Source organism: Caldicellulosiruptor bescii DSM 6725 (assembly GCF_000022325.1).
Classification (GTDB): domain Bacteria; phylum Bacillota; class Thermoanaerobacteria; order Caldicellulosiruptorales; family Caldicellulosiruptoraceae; genus Caldicellulosiruptor; species Caldicellulosiruptor bescii.
Map to the genome: position 1 here is coordinate 2,065,379 of NC_012034.1, position 18,209 is coordinate 2,083,587.

Below are 18,209 nucleotides of genomic sequence, written 5' to 3' on the forward strand. Positions count from 1 at the left end.
CACTTGTTTTATATCAAAGAAGATTCAAACTGTACAACAGACCTGACATCGTATCCTTTTAAATTCTCTCTTCCACCCAAGTATGTGAGTTCAACAAGGTATGCAATACCCACAACCTCACCACCAAGTTTCTCAACAAGCTTTATGTTTGAAAGTGTTGTACCACCTGTTGCCAAAAGGTCGTCAATTATCACAACCTTCTGACCAGGTTTTATAGCATCAATGTGCATCTCAAGTACATCTTTTCCATATTCAAGCTCATATTCAACAGAGACTGTTTTGTAAGGAAGTTTACCTTTTTTTCTAACAAGAACAAGCCCTTTGTTCAGCACATACGCAACAGGCGCACCAAATATAAACCCTCTTGATTCAGGTCCAACAATAAGTTCAAAGTCAAGGTCTTTGACCAAATTTACTAAAGAGTCTATAGCGTATTTGAACGCGTCCTTGTCCTGCAAAACTGTTGTTATGTCAATAAAATCTATACCCTCTTTGGGAAAGTTCAAAACATGTCTGAATTTCTCTTTCAGGTTCATTAAATCTTCCTCCTATTACTTTGAGATTTTTGATTATTACGTTATTAAGTATATCAAAAAAGACTATATTTTTTAAATACTCTAAATGTCAAAAAATAAAAAGCTCCTTCAGCAAGCTTTCAAAAAGCTTTGCCAAAAGAGCTTTCCGAAATACTATATAATACTGTAATCTGAATTCTATATACTTCTAAAGATTCGTTTAAACCATGCCTCTTTGTAAAATTTTGTTTTTAAAATCTCATATATTTTGAGTCTCAGCTTTACAGGCATCTTATCTATGCTTCCATAACTTGTTGCAATCAAATACTCTTTTCTGGAAAGTGAACTTTTGAGCTCTTTTTTAGCCTCAGTTGGAAACTCTAACTTTGCCTCGTCTACTATGCAAAGAGGCGGAAATATAACACACCACCAGTTCTTTCCTTTACCGTTGCCTATAAAAACTCTAACACAGTCATATATGCCAGAGGGGAAAAGAAAATTGCTATAAACCCTATTTGGAAACAGATCTCTTTGAATACTTACCTTCACATCATAATTTTTCCCTCTTTCCTTTATAGTCTTATCAAGGTAATCTTCAATCTGCAACTTTTTATTACTGATTTGTTTTATAACCTCATATTTACTCTTTGAAAAATCAATATTTCTTGACAAAAATTCTACAAGTTTATCCCGCACATAAATCTTTAGTTTCTGGTCTTCTTTTGAGTTACTGTTTGCTAAGATATGAAGTCTTAAAACTGATTTTGATAGATTTCTTTGTAAACCATCAATTTGTTCAAAGCTCAAATATCCATAAATTATTGTAAATATTATTATTGAAAAAATTATAGGCAAAATATAATGTTTAGAAAAGAAAATTCTTTTTGACATATATTCTTACCTCTCTCAGTTTTATTTCTATTTTTAGCATTTACTCTAAAAACACTTTTTATACACAAAAATTAAAATACTGTTCCACTTCTTCTAAGTCTCACATCCGGTATGACTTCTATTTTAATTTTCTTTAGCTCAGTATCCCAGTTTTTCTTTAGCTTTTCCCATTCTTTTGGTCTGTGTTTAGATATGAAATCACCTATTGCCAATACATCTGCATTGTATTTTACATTTAACATATAACATAGTTGTTGTGACCTTTGTTTTATTATTCTATTCAGTTCAGTTTGTATATACCTTCTCATAGGATCATCCAAAACTTTATAATCACTTTTGAAAACAAATTCAGGAACCTCACCTTCTATTCGTAAGTTGTATATAACCCTTAATTTGCCTTTATCTTCCTTTATTTTTTTCTTTACCTGTATCTCTGTTGTCACAAACGGAATATAGGAAGATTTGTATTTTAAATCGTCAATAAATGTATGCTTAGCTTTTCCCATCAGAAGCTTATAGACTTGAAGCTGCTTTTCATTCATCCACCCTACAAATTTAAAGTTTTTAAATACAGCGGCACCAGCTATTTTCAATGTTTCAATTCCAGGCTCTACTCTTGAGATAACTGCACAGTTTGAATTTATAAAACTATTTACAACTTGACTCAATGGGGTATCAATAACCCTACCATAAATTGAAGCGCTTTTTGATATCTCAAAAAGATGAATACCAGTTACAGGTTGGACAAGTGGCATGGTATTAAGGATATCCCTTGCTGTTGTTTCAGAAACAAGTAAAAATGTGTTCTGTGGAATATCACTTTCTCTATTAAGTCCATCTAAAGCCTCTCTTACAAGTGCAGGGTCTTTAGCAAGGTCTTTTCCAAAAACAACTACTTTTAAATATCCATAATATAGCCTTTTGTTTATCTCTCTCTCAAGATAGTTTCTAATTCCAACAACATTATTTGTAGGTCTTACAAATAAAAATCTCATTTGTTCATCTTGCTTTGAATCCTTTCCTATAGTTCTGAGGTTTGGGAAAAGTACTGTCACTGCAAACTTGTATTGATTTTTACTACTTGGAAGAGGGGGTTTTACCTTTCTTTTTGTTTGTGGGTCAATACCCTTCTGGTTAGTTTTTATATCTGGCTTTTTTTGTTCTGGAGAAAATTTTTGAGTGTTTCTGTCAAGATTAATATATTCACTTGTTTCGTACTTGTTCAAATCACTTGGGTCATATTTGTCAACACCAAGTGCAAGAATATAACCTCTGTCTTCTATCTCAACCCTATCCCAGCAACCTGACAAAAAAAGTATTGAAAATATTATTAAAGTACCTAATACCGCTTTTTTGCTATGTTTCATATTTTTTCACCTTCTTTTTGATTGAGAGAGTAACGAAAGTTATTAAAGGTAATAACAATACAGTAAAAGACGCAAAAAAGTAGCTAAAATAATCCATAAATCTTTGTGTCTCTACTATATTTTGTGGTATCAATGATAATATATAAATAAATGGCAGCTGAATGAATACAAAGAAATTATGTTCTTTCGTGTTAAAAATCCTTGCCAAAATCAACCCTGTTGTCATTAAAAATATAATCTCTGTGGTGTAGGTTGTAATCATCCATAGGGAAACAACAATACTTTCAGGTCTTTCAATAACTATTTCCAAAACTGTCACATCTCTAAAAAGATTCAGTGTCGGCCATACCATGGTTTGTACTACTTTTGAACCAAAATCAGCTGTCGCAAAGATTACTATAACCTCGTAGAGCAAAATCGTAACAAGAAATCCAAAAAAAGCACTCTTGATTAGCTTGTCCTTTCGCCTCACATATGGCATAAAAAATAAAAATACTTCAAAACCAAGAAAGCTAAAAATTGTTGTACCAATACCCTTAATAAGTTTTGTAAAAGGAATGTTTAAAACAGGAAGAAGATTTGAAAAGTCAAGCCTTTGGTATACAAAAAAGCTCAAAACAATAATTATAAGCACAATCCCCGGCATTAAAACTTCACACATGCGTGCAATTACTTCTATTCCATATCTTGAAATATAAGCACAAGTAAAAAGAAATGAAATAATCAAAACTTCATTCGGTGTGAGTGTAAATAAAAATTCCTTGGCTGTCTCTGCAATAAGCCTTGTTTCAAAAGCAGAAAATATTACAAAGTAAACTACATATATAAATGAAAGTACAGTTCCCAAAATCTTCCCAAACGCTTTATTTAAAAGTTCAATAATAGTCAAATCAGGGTTTATCATAGTAACTCTAAATATTAGAAGAAAAACTAAAAAAGATAATATTCCACCAAGCATCACAACAAACCATCCATTTTGTTCTGATGCTTTTGCAACAGACGCAGGCATAAACATTATACCAATTCCTATCATGACAGATACCAACAACACAAAACACTGGAAACTGGAAATTTTGTCATTGTCGTTTATTATCATCTTTTATCTTCACCTGCCGATGCATAATCTGGGGTTCTTTCATAAAGCATCCTTATTTTTTGCTGAGTTGAGGCAAATATTGGTCTTGACCAAAGATATCTTGTTGGAAGTCTTACAATAGCGTCCTTGTAATCCATAATCTCAAATGAGACAAAAGGTGATAAATATGGAATTCCAAAACTTTTTGTTTTTACTAAATTACCAATAATTATTAAGCTCAATAGTATGAATCCATAAAGTCCCAAAGCGGCGCAGACAAGAATATAAACAAATTTAAAAAGCCTTAGGGAAATAGAAAAATTATATGCCGGGATAGCAAACGATGCAATTGCAGTTGTTGCAACAAGTATAACCATTATAGGCGAAATAATTCCTGCTTGCACAGCAGCTTGTCCTATTATAAGCCCACCTACAATGCCTATTGTCTGTCCTATTGGTCCTGGAAGTCTCAAGCCTGCTTCTCTTAGAAGTTCAAGCATAAACTCCAAAAAAAGTGCCTCTAAAAATACTGGTATTGGCACACCTTCTCTTGTGGCTGCAATAAACAGACCTAAGTCAGGTGGTATCATACTTGGGGTAAATGAGGATATCGATATATAAAACCCTTGTAATGTCATGGCTAAGACTGCTGCAAAAACCCTTAAAATTCGTATAACTGTTGCAATATGCCATCTTTCATAGTAATCCTCAGAATGTTGTATAAATGTAGCAAATGTCGCGGGAACAATAAGTGCTAAGTTTGTATTGTCAGTTAAAATTACAATCCTTCCTTCATAAAGAGCAGCAACTGCTGTATCAACTCTTTCTGTGTGTTGAATTGTTGGGAATAAGCAAAATATGTCGTCTTCTATAAGTTGTTCTATCATCCCAGACTCCATTATTGCATCAATATCAATTTTTGAAAGTCTTTGGTTTACCTCATTTAAAATTTCCCTGTCCACAATGTCATCTACATATATAAGATACACATCAGTTTTCGACCTTCTCCCCAGTTTTAAATTCTTTACCCTAAGCCTTGTATCTCTTACTCTTCTTCGGATAAGAGCTGTCGAAAATCTCACAACCTCATTAAAACTATCTCGAGGTCCTCTTACTGCATTTTCAGATATTGGTTGTTGAATTCCTCTATTTGGAAAATTACGTGTTGAAATTCTAATTATTTTGTCAGATTTGTCAATAAACAGTAGCGTCTCTCCACATAAAAGGTCTAAAATAGCATCTTTAAAACTTGTTACCTCTTTAATATCAGATGTAGCAAGAAGGGTATTTAGTATCTTACTGTAGGCTTCATTCTGAGAAATATTTTTATCAAATAATTGTACCTCTACCATAAGATGCTTTATCACATCTCTGTCTATAATTTCCCTTTTAACAAGCCCATCGATAAACACAGTTGCACATTTTATATCACCTGCAAAAAATTCTCTTATAACAATATCATCATTATCAATGAGTACCTCTCTTAAATAATTTAGGTTATCATCAATAGATATATAAATTTTTTCCTGCGCGCAAATATATTCCTTTGTCTCTTTCTTTTGGCTATTTCTAACCCTTTCCTTTCTTCGTTTTATTATCTCAATAAACCCCATTACTCTCACCACTTTCAGATAAAAACTCTTACTATAAACATCAAAATTCCTATAGTTATCAAAATTACTGCTGTTGTTTTAGCAAGCTTGACTTCTCTTTGTAAATTTTTTGATTTTAACTCTTTTAAGTCAAGTACAAATATTAAGATACCACTGAGCACAAACATCAAAATGCTATATTTCGTTATTATATCTGAAAGCTTTATCATCTTATCCATATTCTCCTTTCTAAAAGTTAATATGCAAAATAAATTTTATTTTTATACTTGAATTTTTTAAAAGCATATGTTAAAATCCATTCCATAAAAACATTTGTCTTTTATAGGTGAACAACAATTATGTTAAAGAAAGATGCCACGTATTATATAGTTGAAGAAAGTGTTCTGCCAGAAGTTTTTTTGAAAGTTGTCAAGGCAAAAGAATTATTAGAAAAGGGTGAAGTGAAGGCTGTAAATGAAGCTGTAAAAATGGTTGGTATTTCAAGAAGTGCTTTTTACAAATATAAAGACTGTATATTTCCATTTTTTGAAAGCTCACGTGGCAAAATTATAACTCTTGCTCTTGTTTTAAAAGACATCCCTGGGATTTTGTCTAAGATATTAAACATTATTTCTGAGACGAATGCAAACATTCTTACAATCAATCAAAACATCCCTCTTGGCGGGATTGCAACTGTCTCAATTTCTATCAGAACATCTGGGATGACAAAGTCTGTTAAAGATTTGATCCTTGAGATTGAAAAGGTTGATGGTGTTAAAAAAATTGAGATTTTGGGAAGAGAAGAGTATTAAAAGGTTTTGAAAAAGGAGGGAAAAAGAGTTGGCAAAGGTTGCAATAATGGGATTTGGCGTTGTTGGATCAGGTGTTTGGGAAGTTTTAACAAAAAATGCATCATCAATTGCAAAAAGGGCAGGAGAAGAAATATCGGTAAAATACATTCTTGACATTCGTGATTTCCCTGACCACCCTGCAAAAGATTTGATGATAAAAGATTTTGACATCATATTGAACGACCCCGAAGTTTCAATTGTTGTTGAGACAATAGGCGGGCTTGAACCTGCATACACTTATACAAAAAAGCTACTTTTGAATGGTAAACACGTTGTAACATCTAACAAAGAACTTGTTGCAAAGTACGGTCCAGAACTTTTGAAGATTGCAAAAGAGAACAATATAAACTACTTTTTTGAAGCAAGTGTTGGTGGAGGAATTCCCATTATAAGACCTCTTCAAAACTGTTTAGCAGGAAATCAAATTACAGAAATTGCAGGAATTTTAAACGGTACAACAAACTATATTCTCACTCAGATGAAAAAGTATTCACTTTCGTTTGAAGATACTCTAAAAGAAGCTCAGGAAAAAGGATACGCAGAAAGAAATCCGAGCAACGATATAGAAGGTCATGATGCATGTAGAAAGATTGCAATTCTATCATCTATTGCATACTCCCATTATGTAAACTATGAAAACATTTATACAGAAGGGATATCCAAGATAACAAAAGAGGATATGGAGTATGCTGAAGAGCTTGGATGTACAATAAAGCTCATTGCAATGAGTAAAAAGATTGACGACAAAAAAGTATTTGCAAGAGTTTCGCCCCTTATGATATCTTACAAAAGCCCGTTTGCAAATGTGGATGATGTGTTCAATGCAATTTTAGTAAAAGGCGATGCAATTGGTGATGTGATGTTTTACGGCCAAGGCGCCGGAAAGCTTCCAACAGCGAGTGCTGTTGTTGGCGACATCATAGACATTGTAAAACACATTGATAAGTCTTATGTCTACACATGGGCAATCTCTGGGGATATTGAAGTTGTGGACATTGAAAATACATCCTGCAGATTCTTTGTAAGAGTCAAATACAAAGACTACACCAAGGCAAAAGATGCTGTTTCTCTCATATTCAATGACTGCATGATAGTAAACACACATAGACCGATAGGCACAAACGAATTTGCGTTTGTAACACATGAGATGAAAGAAAGTGAGTTCAAAGAAAAGATTTCTCAGCTTGAAAAGATTTCTGTTGTAGAAAAGGTCTTGTCTATTATTAGATATGATGAAAACATATAAGCTAAAATGTCTGGAGGTAAGTTGAAAAAATGATTTCTGTAAAGGTTCCGGCATCGTCGGCAAACCTTGGTGCCGGATTTGACTGTATGGGTGTTGCTCTCAAGCTTTACAACATCATTGAAGTTGAAGAGATTGAAAAAGGACTTATAATTACTTCATCACCGGATGACCCATCAATTGCAAAGGATGAAAACAACCTTGTGTTCAGAGCTATGAAGACAGTGTTTGATGAGGTTGGTTGGTATCCCAGAGGGCTTAGGATAAACCTTATAAACGAAATTCCACTAACGCGCGGACTTGGTTCTTCTGCCGCTTGTATCTCAGGCGGAATCTATGCTGCAAATTTACTGTGCGGCGGAAAACTTTCTGAAGAAGAGATGATTTATTTGGCTGCAAAGATGGAGGGGCATCCGGACAACTCAACACCAGCAATGATTGGTGGACTTGTGTTTGCAGTACTGGAAGATAAAAAGGTAAACTATATCAAGTTTGTTGTGCCAGCAAGACTCAAGTTTGCAGTGTTTATTCCTGATTTTCAGCTATCAACAGAATATGCAAGAAATATTCTGCCAAAATACATTGAGTTCAAAGATGCCGTGTTTAACATTGGCAGAGCAACGCTTTTTGCAAGTGCAATCACAACAGGAAACTATGAGCTTTTACCGGCTGCAACACAGGATAGGCTTCACCAGCCGTACAGAAAAAAGCTCATTCCTGACTTTGATAAAATTGTTAACCTGTCTTTAGAAGCTGGCGCAAAAGGAGCGTTCTTGTCTGGCGCAGGACCTTCTATAATCGCTCTTGTTGATGAGAATTATGAAATCTTTGAACAGAACGTCAAAAATGCACTTGCCAGCATGGATCTTGTGGCTAACTGGGACTTTATGATTTTGGAAGCTGACAATAGCGGTGCAACAGTTTTTTCTGTTCAGAGCACAAGCTTAAAAAGATAAAGCAAACTACTCAAAAGTGTAATATAATAGTATCAAAATGGTATTGATAAGTTTCATTTTAAACCATTGATTTCACAAGGGAGGGAAATATCTTGGGAATAGTTGTCCAAAAGTATGGTGGAACATCTGTTGCAGACAAAGAAAGAATATTTAGAGCAGCAAAGCGGGCAATTAGCGAGTATGAAAAAGGAAACAAGGTTGTGGTTGTTGTCTCAGCTCAAGGCGATACAACAGATGAGCTTATTGAAAAGGCAAAAGAGATAAACGAAAATCCTTCAAAAAGAGAGATGGATGTGCTCCTTTCTACCGGTGAACAGATTTCGATTGCACTTATGGCAATGGCAATTGAAAAGCTTGGGTATCCTGTCATTTCGCTGACTGGTTGGCAGGCAGGAATAAAGACAGATAGCCATTATTCAAATGCAAGAATCATTGAAATTGACACAGAAAGGCTCCAAAGAGAGCTTGATAAAAGGAACATAGTTGTTGTTGCAGGTTTTCAGGGAATAAATAAGTATGATGATATAACCACGCTGGGGCGTGGAGGATCTGATACAACAGCTGTAGCTTTGGCTGCAGCTTTGAAAGCTGATAAGTGCGAAATATATACAGATGTTGACGGTGTTTATACAGCAGACCCAAGAATTGTTCCAAACGCATCAAAGCTCAAAGAAATTTCTTATGATGAGATGTTAGAGCTTGCCACACTTGGTGCAAAGGTACTTCATAACAGGTCTGTTGAGCTTGCAAAAAAATACAATATTCCCCTTGTTGTTAGGTCATCTTTCAACGACAATGAAGGAACAATTGTAAAGGAGGTAAATTCGGTGGAAAAGCTTTTAGTATCCGGTGTTGCGTGTGACAAGGATATTGCAAGGGTTGCAGTGATTGGAGTTGAAAATATTCCGGGCAAGGCATTTCAGATATTTTCACTTTTGGCAAAAGAAAATATAAATGTTGATATAATTTTGCAGTCAATTGGAAGAGAAAAAACAAAGGATATATCGTTTACAGTATCAAAGAGCAACTTGAAGCAGACACTTGATGTTTTGACAAAGAATCTGCACATAATTGGCGCAAAGGATATAACATATGCTGACAATGTTGCAAAGGTCTCTATAGTTGGTGCTGGAATGGTCAACAATCCAGGCGTTGCTGCAATGATGTTTGAAGCTCTTTATGATGCAGGTATCAACATCGAGATGATTTCGACATCCGAGATAAAGATATCAGTCTTGATTGACGAAAAGGATGCTGAAAAAGCAGTCAGAGCTATACATGACAAGTTCAAACTTCATCTTTTGAACAGTAATGGTAAATAAAATAAGCAAGAGGGGCTGTCCAAAAAAGTTATGGATAGCCCCTTGATTAGTTACATCTTCAAATTTCTACAATACTTCCATTCTGAAACCTTAAAATTTTATCTGCTATTGATAACGTAGAAGCTTTATGAGTTATTACAAGAATTAATGAATTTTTCTGTTTTAATTTAACGATTGAGTTCAGAATTATTTCTTCTGTCTCAGGATCAAGGAAAGATGTCGGCTCATCTAGTATTACAATTTTAGGTTTTCTTAGTAATATTCTTGCAAGTGCTATACGTTGAGCCTCACCTAAGGATATTTGTGCTCCGCGAATACCAATATCAATATTTAGCCCCTTTGGATCTCTAGCAATTAAATCAGTAAGTCCAGCTTCAGCAATAACTTTTTTTACATCATCTAATGAGTAATTGTCATTTCCAAGGGTTACATTTTCATATAATGTACCATTAATTATAAATGCATTTTGTAGTAAAAATCCAACATTTTTTCTGAAGTCTTCTATGTTAATTTCTTCGATATTAACTCCATCTATCAAAATTTCCCCCACTTGAGGTTTGAGTAATCTTGAAACAATTCTTGCAAATGTGCTTTTACCTGAACCACTCTTTCCTGTTAATGCAACAATACATCCTGGTTTAAGAATTAGATTTACATTATTAAGAACTGGATAATTGTTTTCATAAGCAAAAAAAACATTTCGCATTTCTAAAGTTTCCTCAAATCTAAATGGCTTATTACCACCTTTTTCTATTAAAACAAACGGACTTTTATAATACTCTTCAAATCTTAGATAAGCAACTTTCAATTCTTGGCAGCTTAACACAATACCGGTCATTGAGACGATTGGTTGATATAAAAGTCCTGCAAGTATATAAAATCCCATAAAGGTTCCAACAGTTATCTTACCTGAAAATACAAGATTTGCCCCAAACCATAAAGTACCAAATGACCACAATTGGTTCAACAAACTGGTTCCTGTTTGATACATTGATTGAATAAATACTAATTTAACGATAGCATAAATAAGATTCTTCATATTGTGGCTTACCCTTTCAAAAGCTATTTTTTCTAAACTTAAAGTTTTAATTAACTCTATTGCATTGAAATGCTCGTTAATTTCTGAAACAGTATTTTGTTCTATATTTTTTTTATTAAATACTGCTTTCTTTACTGGTTCTCTAAACCTCACTATAAGTATGACCTGGAACATAAATACTATTACTACTAATGACATTAAAATAGGTGACCACTTATACATTAAATACAAAATCAATACTACCCAAATTGTATACATTGGCATATTAATAATCAATTTCAAAAAATAATCTACCATAAATTCGGTATCATAAAACATTCTGTACTGGATTTCACCACTTTTTTTAGACATATGAAATACCAATGATGTGTGTTGAAGTTTATTAAAAAAATCCATTTTGATTCTGTAATTTAAAAAAGCAGTTAATCTTGCCATTAAATAGCTATTTAAAAGGTTTATAGTTGCAATTATAACAAATGCTAAGCTCATTAAAATTAACAATCTTATTAATAAATTCTTGTCGTGAGCAGCAAATATTCTATCAACAAGCATTTTACTTATTGTTGGAGATATTAGATTCGATATTGCTAATAAAGATGAAAACAACAATACTAAAAAGATCTGAAACTTATATCCCTTAACATAAGGAAACATAGTTTTTAAATATTCAACAAAAACTTTTTTAGCTAATTTTTCTCCAATACATCTCATATTCAACTCACTCTTTCTATAACTGTTTTCCCATCAGTATAGTAAATTAAAGAGTAATCATCTTTACTATATTCGCAAATTGTGTAATAAGGTTGCCAGAGATAATATTTTAAAAATTTGCAATTATTTGCACTCGATGTTTTGACTATAATTTGACCAATAGTAAACATTTCTGGAATAAATATATACAATCTTTTCATATTACATGAAGTTAAATTTTCGTATAAATTCTTTAATAAAAATAAGATCTGAAGCTTATCATATACCTTACCTGTAAACCACAAACACTTTTCTTTATAATAATTCTCTTCTACTAAAATCTTGCCTGGCGTCGTATAAGTAATATTAATTATTTTTTTATCCTGTCCATATTCTTTTTTAGTATGAGCTGAAAGAGGCAAATAATTATTCCCATTTATAATTAACCTTGTTTCTTCGATACCTAAAAGAGTTTCAATCTTTGAATCAAAAAATATATGTTGATCATTTTGAAACTTGAGGTTAATAAATTGTCTACCAATTTTATGTCCTTGATTATAGATTATATAATTGTAACTTACATTTCTCAAAAGTATCACCCCAAAGTTCGTATTTTATTAAGTATAATATTTACAAATAAAATTACAAATATTGCAGGCCAAAACATTAATAAAAATTCATCCATTTTCTCATTTATTATGCGAATCTTCAGCTGATACAAAAAAGCACTTATGTTCACTGCTGTATGTAACAAAATAGCAAAAACTAAATTTAAAAAAGAAAAACTTTTTATATCTTTCTTCAAGCCAGTTAGTGCTACAACTGTGAGTCCAGTATGAATTATAACACAAAGAAACATCTCAGTTGCAAAACCACCAAAATAATAAAACGAATATCCTGCCATAGAAGGATTTTTTGAAATACCAAAGGCAATATACCATATCTCACCAATACCAAATCCAAAACCTAAAATATAGGCAATCCTTAGTAAAGTTTTTGAATCAACATTATAAAGTTTTAGAAAAAAAGAAGGTAGAATTTTTATTATTTCTTCTGTTATACTTGGGAGAAATAGGAAAATTATTAGATATCCAACGGGAGCTTTTAAAGTTGTATTTCCATGAACATTAAAAACCTCTTTTAAAATCTTAAGTAATGGAGCTTTCACTAATAAATTTACAATTGGACAACTCAAAGCACTTATTACACCTAAAAAAATATATTTATCAAGTTTTTCAAAAAAGTAATAGTAAATAAACCCACCCCAAAATACAAAAGCCATTAATGTAGAGATAAAAGCTGCAATATAAATGGAATACACTCCTATTCCTCCCTAATTCAAACCTGCCTTTTCAATTAAAATATTTTTAAATTCTTCCAAATTCTTGGGAGTAATCCCTACCTTCTCACCGTTTTTTAAATAGATTACCAAAATATTTTTGTTTACTCTTGTTGCACACATATATATATAACCCATACCAAAATAATACACTTTACCTATTGCATAGCCTGGCACTTTAAAAACACTTTGAGTATCTGCAAGAAAATTGGCTTTTAAATTTTCAATAGTTACTTTTTCTATTTGGTTATAATAAATTGTTTTTTTGTGCCATCCACATTTTAATATTAACTGGTCTGGATTTAATTTATAATTCATAGTGAAGAAAAAAATAGTATATAATATTCCTAAGACTGCAATCAAACAACTTAATATAGATGTGATTAATACTGACACAAAAATATAAGTCTTTTGAGGTAGTCCCTTTACTATAAGTAGGTATACGCATAATAAAAACACAAAAAATGTCAACATGAAAATATGGAAAGGGAATAACCATCCCCATGAATATGAAGGTTTCATTTTTATATAATTCATTGTTCCAATTATCCTCCTATACTTTTTATTTTTATTAATTACAGAAACTGCTACTTTGAATTTTTAAAAGAAAAATTCTAAAAGTACTTCAAACAAAGATTTTCTTCGTATAAAAAATTAAATGGCCGACATACTCCTTTTGCTTCTTTTGTAATATCAACATTTGTGTGAAACATTAACATAGTAAGCCGCATTTACTACGGCAGCCGCATTTACTACGGCAGCTGCATTTACAGCCAATCCTGCATTATTTTGTACAAAAACAGCAGTAAAATAAACTGCCACAAATCCGGCAGCTACTGCTAAAATAGGTGCAGTTACTACACAAGTCATTGTAGGTTGAACATCTGAGGCTGGCGAAATTGTAGGTGATTCATATACTTTATTCATGATTTTTACCCCCCTCTCTTACTTTTTGATATCAAAGTGAAAAATTATAATATCAGGAGTATGTCGGCCGAGTTCTTCTTTTAAGATACCAGCATATCTGAAATTCCATTTTTCAAGTTTTTCAAATAATATTTCATTGTCATTTTTTAAGCAAAAGAACAATCTTCTAATATCACGCAGGAGATAATTAATTTCACTCATTTTTTTAACACACCATTGAAGAAATTTCATAATTATTTCTAATTCAACGGAATAATCTTCACAATAAAAATATCCAACTGTAGCTGAATTAACTTCTACTTTTAAAAGAGGAGAAAATGAAATAGTTAAAACATTCTTTCCATCCACAGTTAACGAAAAAAACATTTCCATAAACATAAACACTCTCTGTCGTAGTAACATCTCAGCATAATATACATTTTCGTCAATATAAGGATTAACAAAGTGTGGTGACTCTCTTAATCTTTGCAATACATCTATTACTTCATCTTCATATAACATTTTAAAAACACAATTTTCACATCTTTCTTGATAAAAAAGATTAAGTAGAGGGTTTTCATTGAGCCATCTTATTAGACCAAATCTCCATAAACTGTGCAATATGTTAATAACATCTTCTATCACTCTTTCTTTGGTTGCACCTTTATATTCTTTTAATATTTCGTTCACAATTTCACCTATAGTATGATAACCATCACATTTGTCTAAAATAAATCTTGCTGTTTCATTTAGCTTCATTTGCTGAGTTTCTGGATGCTTTTTGCTCAAAAATGTAAGACTACCATCTTGTTCTAACCTTTTATAAAGAAGATTCTGCTCATCAAACTTCGGAATACTTTTCATAATATCTATCATCTTTAGCTCCTCCTTACCATAATAAAATTATCAAACACTAACGGCTCAATAAAATTTAGTAACATCTCGTAATTTTTAAAATCATATAACAATTCCTTTAAGCTTATCTCTTTAAAATTAAAAATTTTCTGCAAAGCATTAATCTGCAATGGCTCAAGTTCATATTCTTTTCTGTATACTCCACCTTGTTCATAATACCTTGCTAAAGATACTTTTTGATTTTGAATCGTCAACAATGTATTATCTCTAATTGAAAGATAATACTCATCAAAATGTCTTCTAATCAAATTAAATATTTCTTTTATTTTTCCCTTAGCTCTTGAACACCTTATTGAGATTTCTTCCTTAAATTGCTGTTGTATAATGTTTACTGGACAAGGCCTACAATCCTCTTTGTAATAACATTCACGACAAACATGAGGCCTATTTTCTTTTATCAAATTTTCTAACTGAATTTTAAAGTTTTCCAACTTGTTGATTTTCTCTTCATTCAAAATTTTATCAAGAATATTTATACGTGGAAATTCTCCAACATCATTTATCTTGTCTAAAAGAGCTACACAAGGAACTATATCGCCATTTGGCAAAAGAGAGTAGTGTTCTTTTAATATACCGCATTTTGGTATTACTGGACAAAAGTCAGAGCCAAACAAGCAATTATAGTACACTGCCTCAGTTGGAAATAACGATTTAGATGTAAGATAATATTTTTTATCTTTTAATTTTAAATAATTTTCTAATATTACATCCCATATCTGTATGAATTCATCCGAAGATAGTAATAAATCACTATTGTTTTTTGCATTCCCATCTAAAGAAAGTCCACCAATCACAAGAATATCAATTGGCAGACGATTAAAAAATTCAGGTACGTGAGCAGCTTCATTTTTATTCTTTCTATTTAGTGACATTTGAATTCCAATGATAATTTGCCTTTTATATTCCATTATATTTTTCAGATTACCTAATGCTCTTAATACCTGATCTAAGTTTCCTTCACCCCTAATGTAATCGTTTGAATCTTTCGTAATACCTTCTATGCTAATACTGATAGTCCCAACACCACTAGATACAATTTTTTCAGCAAACAAAGTATTTTGTAATAATGTTCCATTAGTGACCAATTCCGTATGTATTCCTTTCACATTACAATAAAAAATAAGCTTATCAATATCTTTATACATTAAAGGTTCTTTCGATGAAAAAATTATTTCTTTTATTCCGCAATCACTTAATATATCAACAACAACTTTAGCTGTCTCAAAATCCATTTCCTTATATTTATCTAACTTTGATCCTACAAAACAATGACGACAATTTAGATTACATTTTGGTTCTATTTCCCATCTGATATTTGTAATTTGTATTTTTCCATCCATACTTGTCACCTTCAATTTATAAAATACGAATATATTAATAAGTCCGCATCATCGAACTCTTCTTTTAATTCAATTTCTTTCTTAAATCCAATATCATTCATCAATTTTAACAACGATTTTAAATTTGACATATTACTTTTTATATTGATTTTAATTTTACTTATATCAGGAAATACCTTTGTCAAGTTCAAGATTGAATTATATAAAAACATATTTATTGGTGTGCTTGTATTCTCACATCCTAACAAATACAATGTCGCACTCTTTGACAAAGTTGCTACATCAGGTAATTGATAATATGCAATTTTACTCAGTTTTTCGTCAATAAACTCACCATATACAAAAATTGTACAATTGAAAAAACTTTCTCTTAATATGAGTTCATTAAATGTGTGTTTGCTTATGAAAGGATTCAAATAATTAAAATTCTCTTCAAAGTTTACTCTCCTGAGAATCTCAATTATTTCATTGATATCAGAATCAGTAAGAATTCTTTCTTGAATTTTCATCTTTATTTTGTCCCTCCAAAAATTACTAATTTTTTGCGAAAAATTGTTCTGGCTTAACTTCTGAAATATAATCTTCAATAAGGTCAATATCTACACTCTTTTCCCAATAAACCTCTTTAAATCCTTTGGAAGAAAGATCCAAATCTTCTGTAGCTCTAATTTGCTTCGAAATCCACTTAACAATTGGTAAACTCCAAACATTTGACAAACCACTATTCCAATACTCTAAAATTGTATGTCTTCTTATATTTCCAAAAGTCAATGGTAAATAAGGAGATATTCTCAAATATCCATATGCATCTATTCCTATAAATGGATTATAACCACTTTCTCTATAGTTCGATCTTATAAGGTGATCTACCGGATCTCCCCATTCTACATTCATTCCTTTCTTTGCTATTTGTTGCATTTGTAACTGTTTTAGCTTTGTTGCAAGAATTTGATAATCTCTATAGGTTGGAATATACCCATTTAAATTTCTCTTCGCTCTTCCCATTACCATTAGAGGCTGAACGCGAAATTCACAAACACCTAATTGCTCGCATAATTTTATCGCTTCATCAATTTCTGGAATATTTTTTAAAGTTGGTGTATAAGCAACACCAACGTATAACCCAGCTTCCACAAGACTTTTTATAGCATTGACAGCCTTGTTAAAACTTCCTATCTTATTTCGAAGCCAATCATGTGTTTCAGGTTTTGCACCATCAAGGCTAACCTGAACAAGATTAAATCCGGCTTTCCGTAAATTTCTTGCTACCTCATTATTTACTAATTCACCATTTGTAACTACATTCACTTTTGTATATCCATTTGTTCTCTTGACTATTTTTTCACAACACAAATAGAGAATTTCTCTTCTAATAAGTGGTTCACCACCACAAAAACAAATGACATTGGGCATTATATCAACAATTTGATCTGCTAAATAAAGTAATTCTTCATCTGTTAATTCTGGTTCTAATTCATTTTCATTACTTCCGTTGAAACAATGTAAACACCTCATCGTACACTTGTAGGTAACATCGATTGACATTATTAACGGTTTAGGTACATTACAATTCACAAAAATCTCTCCTTTCCTCACCAAATAATTATTTGGTGATAAACTTAAAGTACTTAGAAGTATAAATAATAACGACCCAGATTAACTTTCCCTATTTCACAGAAAGAAAACAGATTTCTTTATTTTTTGCCTTTCTCAATAAAAATAAAGTTAATTTGCCAAAACTCCAAAATACTCTAAATAAAAATATTTACTTTAAATGCTGGTTATATTTGTGAAAAAAAATGTAGAATTTTAAAGCTGCTAAAATTGCAAATCCTCCTTCTGACCATTAATCTTTATTTGAACACATTCATTCAACTATCAGTAAAAGAATCACATGAGAAGAAAGTAAGAGTAAAAATGGATAGTCGATAAAAAAATATATTTTCTCAACATGAGAATTGTTGTTAAGATTTTTATTACTGACAAAAAAATTATTTAGGTGGTTGCTTTACTGCAATCAATGAATGCTTATATGGAAATAGAAGAATTAGAAATTGAAAATAAAAATGGGGTAATTTGCGATAATACTCAATCATTGAATTTTTCAATTTTATTATTTTCGTTACGAAAAGAAATATAAAGCTCTTCTCAAATCTCCCTCACTGTGC

The 18,209-nt window shown here is 31.7% G+C and carries 19 protein-coding genes; 4 read left to right on the top strand and 15 right to left on the bottom strand.

Annotated elements, in window-relative coordinates; all coding sequences use genetic code 11:
• Positions 1–8: 8 nt before the first annotated feature.
• The 6 genes from ATHE_RS09795 to ATHE_RS09820 form a co-directional block, all read right to left on the bottom strand.
• Positions 9–536 carry an adenine phosphoribosyltransferase gene (locus ATHE_RS09795; RefSeq protein ID WP_013429776.1) on the bottom strand — a complete coding sequence of 176 codons (528 nt, stop codon included), beginning with the start codon at positions 534–536 and terminating at the stop codon, positions 9–11.
• A gap of 177 nt (positions 537–713) precedes the next feature.
• On the bottom strand, positions 714–1,406 hold the full coding sequence (locus tag ATHE_RS09800) for a stage II sporulation protein R (protein ID WP_015908329.1): 693 nt from the start codon (positions 1,404–1,406) through the stop codon (positions 714–716).
• Positions 1,407–1,477: 71 nt separating this feature from the next.
• The gene (locus tag ATHE_RS09805; RefSeq protein WP_015908330.1) at positions 1,478–2,773 is read right to left on the bottom strand and encodes a Ger(x)C family spore germination protein; all 1,296 of its coding nucleotides are present in this window, start codon (positions 2,771–2,773) and stop codon (positions 1,478–1,480) included.
• Positions 2,763–3,869, bottom strand: coding sequence for a GerAB/ArcD/ProY family transporter (locus ATHE_RS09810; protein WP_015908331.1), 1,107 nt, complete (start codon positions 3,867–3,869; stop codon positions 2,763–2,765). The genes ATHE_RS09805 and ATHE_RS09810 overlap by 11 nt, the downstream gene beginning before the upstream one ends.
• Complete coding sequence (locus ATHE_RS09815) at positions 3,866–5,461, bottom strand: spore germination protein (RefSeq protein ID WP_015908332.1); 1,596 nt, start codon at positions 5,459–5,461, stop codon at positions 3,866–3,868. Before ATHE_RS09815 ends, ATHE_RS09810 begins: the two co-directional genes overlap by 4 nt.
• A 14-nt stretch (positions 5,462–5,475) precedes the next feature.
• Entirely contained in the window at positions 5,476–5,670 is a 195-nt protein-coding gene (locus ATHE_RS09820) for a CLC_0170 family protein (protein ID WP_015908333.1), read from the bottom strand.
• A gap of 129 nt (positions 5,671–5,799) precedes the next feature.
• On the opposite strand from ATHE_RS09820, the gene ATHE_RS09825 reads away from it, so the two are divergent.
• The 4 genes from ATHE_RS09825 (at position 5,800) to ATHE_RS09840 (ending at position 9,812) form a co-directional block, all read left to right on the top strand.
• The gene (locus ATHE_RS09825; protein WP_013402750.1) at positions 5,800–6,252 is read left to right on the top strand and encodes an ACT domain-containing protein; all 453 of its coding nucleotides are present in this window, start codon (positions 5,800–5,802) and stop codon (positions 6,250–6,252) included.
• 28 nt (positions 6,253–6,280) lie between these two features.
• Positions 6,281–7,537, top strand: a complete 1,257-nt coding sequence (locus ATHE_RS09830) for a homoserine dehydrogenase (protein WP_015908334.1) — start codon at positions 6,281–6,283, stop codon at positions 7,535–7,537.
• Positions 7,538–7,566: 29 nt separating this feature from the next.
• Entirely contained in the window at positions 7,567–8,490 is a 924-nt protein-coding gene (gene thrB / locus ATHE_RS09835) for a homoserine kinase (protein ID WP_015908335.1), read from the top strand.
• A gap of 92 nt (positions 8,491–8,582) precedes the next feature.
• The gene (locus tag ATHE_RS09840; protein ID WP_015908336.1) at positions 8,583–9,812 is read left to right on the top strand and encodes an aspartate kinase; all 1,230 of its coding nucleotides are present in this window, start codon (positions 8,583–8,585) and stop codon (positions 9,810–9,812) included.
• A gap of 58 nt (positions 9,813–9,870) precedes the next feature.
• Here ATHE_RS09840 and ATHE_RS09845 read toward each other — a convergent pair whose 3' ends face one another.
• The 9 genes from ATHE_RS09845 to ATHE_RS09885 form a co-directional block, all read right to left on the bottom strand.
• A complete protein-coding gene (locus ATHE_RS09845; RefSeq protein ID WP_015908337.1) occupies positions 9,871–11,562 on the bottom strand; it encodes a peptidase domain-containing ABC transporter in 1,692 nt (563 codons plus the stop codon).
• A gap of 2 nt (positions 11,563–11,564) precedes the next feature.
• Positions 11,565–12,140 carry a hypothetical protein gene (locus ATHE_RS09850; RefSeq protein WP_015908338.1) on the bottom strand — a complete coding sequence of 192 codons (576 nt, stop codon included), beginning with the start codon at positions 12,138–12,140 and terminating at the stop codon, positions 11,565–11,567.
• Complete coding sequence (locus ATHE_RS09855) at positions 12,137–12,862, bottom strand: hypothetical protein (RefSeq protein ID WP_015908339.1); 726 nt, start codon at positions 12,860–12,862, stop codon at positions 12,137–12,139. Before ATHE_RS09855 ends, ATHE_RS09850 begins: the two co-directional genes overlap by 4 nt.
• A gap of 12 nt (positions 12,863–12,874) precedes the next feature.
• Positions 12,875–13,417: a PH domain-containing protein gene (locus ATHE_RS09860; protein WP_015908340.1), complete on the bottom strand. Its 543-nt coding sequence runs from the start codon at positions 13,415–13,417 to the stop codon at positions 12,875–12,877.
• A gap of 156 nt (positions 13,418–13,573) precedes the next feature.
• Positions 13,574–13,807, bottom strand: a complete 234-nt coding sequence (locus tag ATHE_RS09865; RefSeq protein WP_015908341.1) for a hypothetical protein — start codon at positions 13,805–13,807, stop codon at positions 13,574–13,576.
• 18 nt (positions 13,808–13,825) lie between these two features.
• Positions 13,826–14,662: a PqqD family protein gene (locus tag ATHE_RS09870; protein WP_015908342.1), complete on the bottom strand. Its 837-nt coding sequence runs from the start codon at positions 14,660–14,662 to the stop codon at positions 13,826–13,828.
• Between the two features lie 2 nt (positions 14,663–14,664).
• Complete coding sequence (locus ATHE_RS09875) at positions 14,665–16,041, bottom strand: radical SAM protein (RefSeq protein WP_015908343.1); 1,377 nt, start codon at positions 16,039–16,041, stop codon at positions 14,665–14,667.
• A gap of 11 nt (positions 16,042–16,052) precedes the next feature.
• Positions 16,053–16,550: a hypothetical protein gene (locus ATHE_RS09880; RefSeq protein WP_015908344.1), complete on the bottom strand. Its 498-nt coding sequence runs from the start codon at positions 16,548–16,550 to the stop codon at positions 16,053–16,055.
• Positions 16,551–16,575: 25 nt separating this feature from the next.
• Positions 16,576–17,616: a radical SAM protein gene (locus tag ATHE_RS09885; RefSeq protein WP_015908345.1), complete on the bottom strand. Its 1,041-nt coding sequence runs from the start codon at positions 17,614–17,616 to the stop codon at positions 16,576–16,578.
• Positions 17,617–18,209 lie beyond the last annotated feature (593 nt).